Here is a 5,744-nt window from a genome sequence, read left to right as displayed (position 1 = left end):
TCAAGCGGCGCGGCCTGCCCATCGTACTGATTTCCCACAACATGCCGCATGTGTTCGAGGTCGCGGACCGCATTCACATCCACCGATTGGGCAAGCGGATCGCAGTGATCAACCCAAAAAATCACACTATGTCCGACGCGGTAGCGATCATGACCGGCGCCATGCCGCCACCCAACATCTGAAACCACGGAGCGCGGAAATCCACTTTCCGTGGACGAAGGAATGGATTCCCGCCTTCGCGGGAATGACCGGTGAGTTAGAAATGCTCACCTGCTTGCCCAGCCTTATGCCATCCGATGCCCAGGATATGACCGTGACTAAGGTGCATGCCCCTCGAACGCCAGCATGGCCATGCGGGAGATCGACATGCCTCTGGGCATGGTCAAGATCGCCATCCACACGGTGGGCGTCTGCGGTTCGGATGTGCATTACTATACGCACGGCAAGATCGGGCCGTTCGTGGTCAATGCGCGATGGTGCTGGGCCATGAGGCCGCCGGGACCATCATCGAGGTCGGCGCCGGCGTGACCCATCTGAAGGTCGGTGACCGTCTCTGCATGGAGCCGGGTATCCAAATTCGCGCGCCAGCCGGCTCGGCATGTACAATATCGATCCCGCCGTCAGCTTCTGGGCGACGCCGCCGATCCATGGCGTGCTGACGCTCGAAGTGGTGCATCCTTGGGCAACTCCTTCGCCCAGAACGGCACCAGCCACCATCGCCCCGGAAGGGGCCGCCATATTTCCAGAGCAGGCCAGGCGCTACCCGGATTTCGGATATATCCGGAAAAAACAACTCGCGTGATCATTCCGACAGTTGAGCTTACTCGGCCTAAGGCGGGCGCTGCCATGCAGTGCGGCCGCGCGGGATAAAGCAGAGCCGCCATTCGACCTCCCACCTTATCGCAGAACCGGGCGGCTCTAGGCTGCCTAGCATGAGGCCGGCCAAGCGAACGGTTGGATGCGGCTAACGGCAGCTTTCAGGATTTCGACTTGTCATGTCGAATGGCAGAAATGGGGTCGGCCCAGCCATCTGTGACCACACCATAGTCGTTTCGCCCACGGCCGCTTTGGCCGAAGGAGAATTTGTTATGGGAATCTCACAGTGTGATCCTGCTGCTGCAGGAGACCCGCTTGGAATGCGGCAAGCAAATCGGCGTCAAGCGCGCTTTAAAAGTCAGACAGATTTGGTCAATCCGCTTCTTTCTCGACCGTGAAAGCAAGATGAGAGACCGGGCGCCATTTGACCTTGCGATCGATAGCAAGCTTCGAGGTTGCGACTTGGTGAAGATCAAGATTGGCACACTCGTCGCCGGGACCGCCATGCGCTCCAGAACGATGGTGATCCAGCAGAAGACCGACAGACCCGTTCAGTTTGAGATCACCTCGGACACAAGGGCCAGCCTGCTGGCTTGGCTCGAGCGACGGGGCGGTACTGTTGATGATTTCGCATTCCCGAGCCGTGTCGTAGCAGACGGTCACCTGAGTACCCGCCAATATGCAAGGCTTGTCGACGAGTGGGTGAACGCCATTGGTCTGACGCCACAGGAATATGGTACTCATTCCCTGCGCCGAACTCAGGCGTCGACTATTTACAAGGCTACGGGCAACTTGAGAGCCATTCAGATCTTGCTCGGCCACAGCAAGATCGAGAACACAGTTCGGTACTTGGGCGTGGAAGTCGACGACGCCCTCTCGCTGTCAGAGGCCACCGAAATCTGATCCTCAGCGACTTCGCCGGTAGTCAATGAGCCGTCGGCGAAGCGCCCCATTTCAACCGTTAGTCGAACCTTCGCAATTTCCTGAAAGCGGTCGATTTCGTGGAGGCTTAGCCAACGACCAGACAGGGCAGACTCCGCGCCAAAATTCGCCAAATAACCAAAACCGACTTGCATCGAGCGTCTCATGCCGATCGGATGCGGTCAGTTTTGGTCGTTCGCGGCCAAATAGCGCATTTACACAATTAGTGTGTGATGTGCGCCTGAACATCGGCACCACCAAACACGAAGCTCTTCACCAGCGGAGTGAACAGCGACGTTGGGTAGCTGGCGACAGACGCACTGGCCTGATCGAGCTGGCTCACCTGGTCCTGGCTCAAGATCACCTCGAGCGCGGCCACATTGTCGAGCACCTGCTGCGGACGGCTGGCGCCGATCAGCACGGACGACACGCTCGGCCGGGCGCTGAGCCAGGCCAGGGCCGCCTGTGCCGGCGTGCAACCGCGTTCCCTGGCCACAGCCTGCAGCACGTTGAGCACGGCCCAGTTCCGGTCGGTGAACTTGCTGTCGCCAAATGGATTGGACCCCGACAGCCGATCCCGGCCGCCGGCATCGGCTTCCGGCTTACCGTCCGGGAGGGAGACGCCGCGCTGCCCGGCGACATTGGCCGGGTCATCGCGCCGATACTTGCCGCTCAGGAAGCCGCCGCCTAAGGGGCTCCACGGCTGGATCCCCATGCCGAATTCGGCGGCGAGCCGCACATGCTCCTGCTCGATGCCACGTTCGACCAGCGAATATTCGAACTGCATGGCGATCGGCGCCGGCAGGCTGCGGACCTGGGCCAGCGTAGCCATTTTGGCTGCGTACCACGCCGGCGCGTTGGAAAGGCCGTAGTAGCGAATTTTGCCGGAGCGGACGAGGTTGGCCATGGTTTCAAGCACCTCTTCGACGGGGGTCACCATGTCCCAGACATGCAGCCAGTAGAGATCGATGAAATCGGTGCCAAGGCGCTGCAACGAGCCGTCCACCGAGGCATGGACATGCTTGGCGCCATTGCCGCCGGAATGGGGGTGATTGCCGGTGCCGAAACCGGACTTGGTCGCAATGACCAGGCGGTCGCGGAGATCGCCTTCGGTGACGAAGCGCCCGAGCATGCGCTCACTTTCTCCGCCGGAATAGACATCCGCCGTGTCGAGGAAATTGCCGCCCGCCCCGACATAGGCATCAAAGATTGCGCGCGAGCCCGTCTCGTCGGCGCCCCAGCGCTGCGTGCCGAAGGTCATGGTGCCCAAGGTCATCGGGCTGACAGCAAGGCCGGATCGGCCAAGGGTACGGAAACTGGTGAGGTCCATGTCAATTCTCCTGATTGGTCACCCTAAGATGGACATGGCGATTGCTGAAGACTACCGCTGTTTACCTTGTAAGGCTTATGAATGGAGATCAGCAATGGATCGGCAGACCTGGGGCGATCTGGCGATATTGGCCGCGATCGTCGAGGCTGGTGGGTTCAGTCGGGCCGCCCCCGTGCTGGGCGTATCGGCCTCCGCGCTGAGCCATCGCATCAAGGCGCTGGAAAGCCGGCTGGGTGTTCGCCTGCTCAATCGTACCACCCGCAGCGTGGCGCCGACCGAAGCGGGGGAACGCCTGCTGGCACGCCTGCAGCCGGCCATCGCCGAGATCGACCAGGCCGTCAGCGACCTCAAGACCGATCGGGGACGCCCGTCGGGGCGAGTTCGCATCACCGCCCATCGTTCGGCGGCGTTCGAACTGGTGCAGCCCAGGCTCATGCAGTTCTCGCTCGACCATCCGGAAATCAACGTGGAACTGGTGATCGACGATGGCTTGGTGGACATCGTGGCCGCCGGGTTCGATGCGGGCATCCGCCGGGCGCCGTCGCTGGAACAGGACATGGTCTCGATCCGCCTAGACGACGGCGACACGCTCGATATCGTTGCCTCTCCCGACTATCTCCGAACCTATGGAGTACCGCTACAGCCGGAAGATCTGTTTGCCCACAACTGCATCAACTATCGCTACCCTTCGGCGCGATCCATTCACCGTTGGACCTTCGAGCGGGAAGGGCAAACCCTGGCGCTGGCTGTATCGGGCACGTTCGTCACCAATGACATCGACATGCAACTGGCCAGCGCACGCTCCGGACTGGGGCTTGCCGTCGCGCTGCACCGCCACGCGGCGCCATTCCTGGCTTCGGGCGCCCTGGTCTCGGTGCTCGATGATTGGCAGTCCCGAGTCCCACCTAACCATTTGTATTATGCGGGCCGGGTCAATCAGCCCCCTGCATTGCGCGCCTTCATCGACGCGATGCGAGCGAAATAAGCACTATGGAATTCGCGCTGGCCCGATCCTCAAGTGGGCCCGTTCGAGGGCATACTGGCCGCAAAAAGGTTGAAACCGGTTGTGACCGATCGGACACTCCGGGGTAGGAAGAAGACGGTCTGCTTTTGGACATGAAGTCTCCCAAGCGGGCACCTCCAAGTGCCTCGCTTGAGGCCGATGCCTGCCCATTCACCTATTGCGGCACGGTACGCCCGCGTGGGAGGGGTGAATGCCTTTTGCCACCGCGGGGGGTCTACATGATCGAACTTGAACCAGCCACGCCCGGGAGAGACTTGATGTTTGCACCAGACATGGTCGTCGTTTTCGACACCGATTGCGTGCTGTGCTCGTCGTGGGTGCATTTCATCCTGCAGCATGAGCGGGATCATACGACACGGTTCATTTCTGCCTGGTCCGAGCAGGGTGCGGCGCTTGCTGGGCGGCACGGGCTGACGTCCGCTGACCTGCAACTGACCTATCTGGTGGTTGAGGGGGAGCGGGGACTGACGCAATCAAATGCCGGGTTGGCTATTGCGCGGCACCTTAAGATGCCATGGCGTCTGCTAGCGGGATTAGTGGTGGTACCGCGCGCGATCCGCGATGCGATCTACCGGCTAGTCGCCCGAAATCGTTATCGCTGGTTCGGTCGAAAAGACAACTGTTCATCCCGCCCGCGGGGCAGGGTCATCGCTTCCCCGACCTCAAACGCTCATTGCCGCCGGCTCCAGACCGTGGGCAGGCCCGACAGCGGGCGAAGTGACTGCCTACCCGCTTTCTCGCTATCATGTCCCAAAGCCGCCATTAACTAGTCACTCTCAATGGCGTCACACATCACAGACGAAATGGTATCGAAGGGCATTAAAAAGCACTGGAAGTGGGCCTTTTGTAGTTACCGCCGATGGTTGGACTTCCTTGGGGAGGGCGCCAGCTCTACAGCAGGGACCAACACCTCAGTTTCGTTCCAGAAGCGATGAACGTTTCCAATGTCGTGTATGTCTCCGAACAATCCTGGGGCTTCGGTCCGGGCGGCAACGAAACAGGTATCCTAGTCTTCGAAATGCCTGCCTCCGTTGCTGCCGAGCTGAAGGATCGGGGCATAGATTATCTGGAAGAGCTGCCCAAAAACACTCAAGAGGGATGGCCGTGCGGCCGCTAAATGCCTTTTGGCCGCTTTGAACCCCGTTCCTCGCCCATCAATGCGGGATTCCGTTCGTATTGAGGCGGACTTTTCGAAGGCCAGGGAGGCGGTATGCAGCGCCTGTACCTAACTTAGTGATTGTTTGATCGGTCAGATTCCTAGCCTTCGATGGAAGCACGGCTTGAATGCCCTTACGGGTCGTCCCGGGCATTGACAGCCGAACCTGATGTGATATCCACTTCGCACATTATACATTATGTATAAAATCGTTTCTCGTGGGAGGACCATATGAAGACGACATTCAATCCCGGCAGGCGCCGGGCGACCAAAGCGCTGGTGGCGCTGTCTGCGGCGCTGATGCTGTCGACGACGATCGGCGGCGTCATGGCGGCACAGCCTGACTATTATCCGGCCGATTATTCCGGCGTGATCGAGGCCTCGCGCGCCGAAAAGGGCGTGCTGGTTTATTCGAACATGGGCGAAATGAACTGGAAGCCACTGATCGATGCGTTCAACGCCGAATATCCATGGATTCAAGTGCAGACGTTGGATCT

Annotated in this window: 4 protein-coding genes and 4 pseudogenes; 7 read left to right on the top strand and 1 reads right to left on the bottom strand. The window is 60.0% G+C overall.

What is annotated here, in order from left to right; all coding sequences use genetic code 11:
- The 3 pseudogenes from JWP26_RS17910 to JWP26_RS17900 form a co-directional block, all read left to right on the top strand.
- A pseudogene (locus tag JWP26_RS17910) lies at positions 1 to 182 on the top strand (sugar ABC transporter ATP-binding protein); the annotation flags it as partial.
- A 144-nt stretch (positions 183 to 326) separates the two neighbouring features.
- A pseudogene (locus tag JWP26_RS17905) lies at positions 327 to 685 on the top strand (alcohol dehydrogenase catalytic domain-containing protein); the annotation flags it as partial.
- 403 nt (positions 686 to 1,088) lie between these two features.
- A pseudogene (locus tag JWP26_RS17900) lies at positions 1,089 to 1,719 on the top strand (tyrosine-type recombinase/integrase).
- A gap of 241 nt (positions 1,720 to 1,960) precedes the next feature.
- Here JWP26_RS17900 and JWP26_RS17895 read toward each other — a convergent pair.
- Positions 1,961 to 3,067: an aldo/keto reductase gene (locus JWP26_RS17895; protein WP_299730890.1), complete on the bottom strand. Its 1,107-nt coding sequence runs from the start codon at positions 3,065 to 3,067 to the stop codon at positions 1,961 to 1,963.
- A gap of 94 nt (positions 3,068 to 3,161) precedes the next feature.
- On the opposite strand from JWP26_RS17895, the gene JWP26_RS17890 reads away from it, so the two are divergent.
- The 4 genes and pseudogenes from JWP26_RS17890 to JWP26_RS17875 form a co-directional block, all read left to right on the top strand.
- Complete coding sequence (locus tag JWP26_RS17890; RefSeq protein WP_299730887.1) at positions 3,162 to 4,052, top strand: LysR family transcriptional regulator; 891 nt, start codon at positions 3,162 to 3,164, stop codon at positions 4,050 to 4,052.
- Positions 4,053 to 4,309: 257 nt separating this feature from the next.
- The gene (locus JWP26_RS17885) at positions 4,310 to 4,861 is read left to right on the top strand and encodes a thiol-disulfide oxidoreductase DCC family protein (protein ID WP_299730884.1); all 552 of its coding nucleotides are present in this window, start codon (positions 4,310 to 4,312) and stop codon (positions 4,859 to 4,861) included.
- A gap of 161 nt (positions 4,862 to 5,022) precedes the next feature.
- On the top strand, positions 5,023 to 5,208 hold the full coding sequence (locus tag JWP26_RS17880) for a hypothetical protein (protein ID WP_299730882.1): 186 nt from the start codon (positions 5,023 to 5,025) through the stop codon (positions 5,206 to 5,208).
- 270 nt (positions 5,209 to 5,478) lie between these two features.
- Positions 5,479 to 5,744: pseudogene (locus JWP26_RS17875) on the top strand (hypothetical protein); the annotation flags it as partial.

It is taken from the genome of Devosia sp. (genome assembly GCF_028290435.1).
In the GTDB taxonomy this organism is placed as follows: Bacteria; Pseudomonadota; Alphaproteobacteria; order Rhizobiales; family Devosiaceae; genus Devosia.
Note: the sequence above shows the minus strand (reverse complement) of the source record. Positions and strands in the feature narration are given on the sequence as shown.